This is a genomic window from Weissella sp. DD23 (assembly GCF_001579105.1).
GTDB classification, from domain to species: domain Bacteria; phylum Bacillota; class Bacilli; order Lactobacillales; family Lactobacillaceae; genus Weissella; species Weissella cibaria.
In genome coordinates, this window is the sequence record NZ_KQ970458.1 from 1 (window position 1) to 475 (window position 475).

Below are 475 nucleotides of genomic sequence, written 5' to 3' on the forward strand. Positions count from 1 at the left end.
AACGGCCGTAAGGGTAAGCGCGAGACGAACACGATGCCACAATGGGCTGGTTCATCATGGTACTACTTGCGTTACATGGATCCACACAATGATAAGGAAATTGTTTCACCAGACGCTGAGGCTTACTGGCAGAATGTTGACTTGTACATTGGTGGTGCTGAGCACGCCGTGTTGCACTTGTTGTACGCCCGCTTCTGGCACAAGGTGTTGTACGACTTGGGTGTTGTGCACACTAAGGAGCCATTCCAAAAGTTGGCTAACCAAGGTATGATCTTGGGTGAAAACCACGAGAAGATGTCGAAGTCAAAGGGGAACGTTGTGAACCCTGATGACGTCGTTGAACAATACGGTGCTGACACCTTGCGTTTGTACGAAATGTTCATGGGACCTTTGGAACAATCAATTGCTTGGTCTGAAGACGGCTTGGCTGGTTCACGTCGTTGGTTGGATCGTGTTTGGCGTTTGTTCATTGATG

At 48.8% G+C, this 475-nt stretch carries 1 protein-coding gene; it reads left to right on the forward strand.

The window, feature by feature from the left end; all coding sequences use genetic code 11:
- Positions 1 to 475, forward strand: a 475-nt coding sequence (locus tag WEIDD23_RS12225) for a class I tRNA ligase family protein (protein ID WP_156469676.1), incomplete at both ends; no start/stop codon positions are given.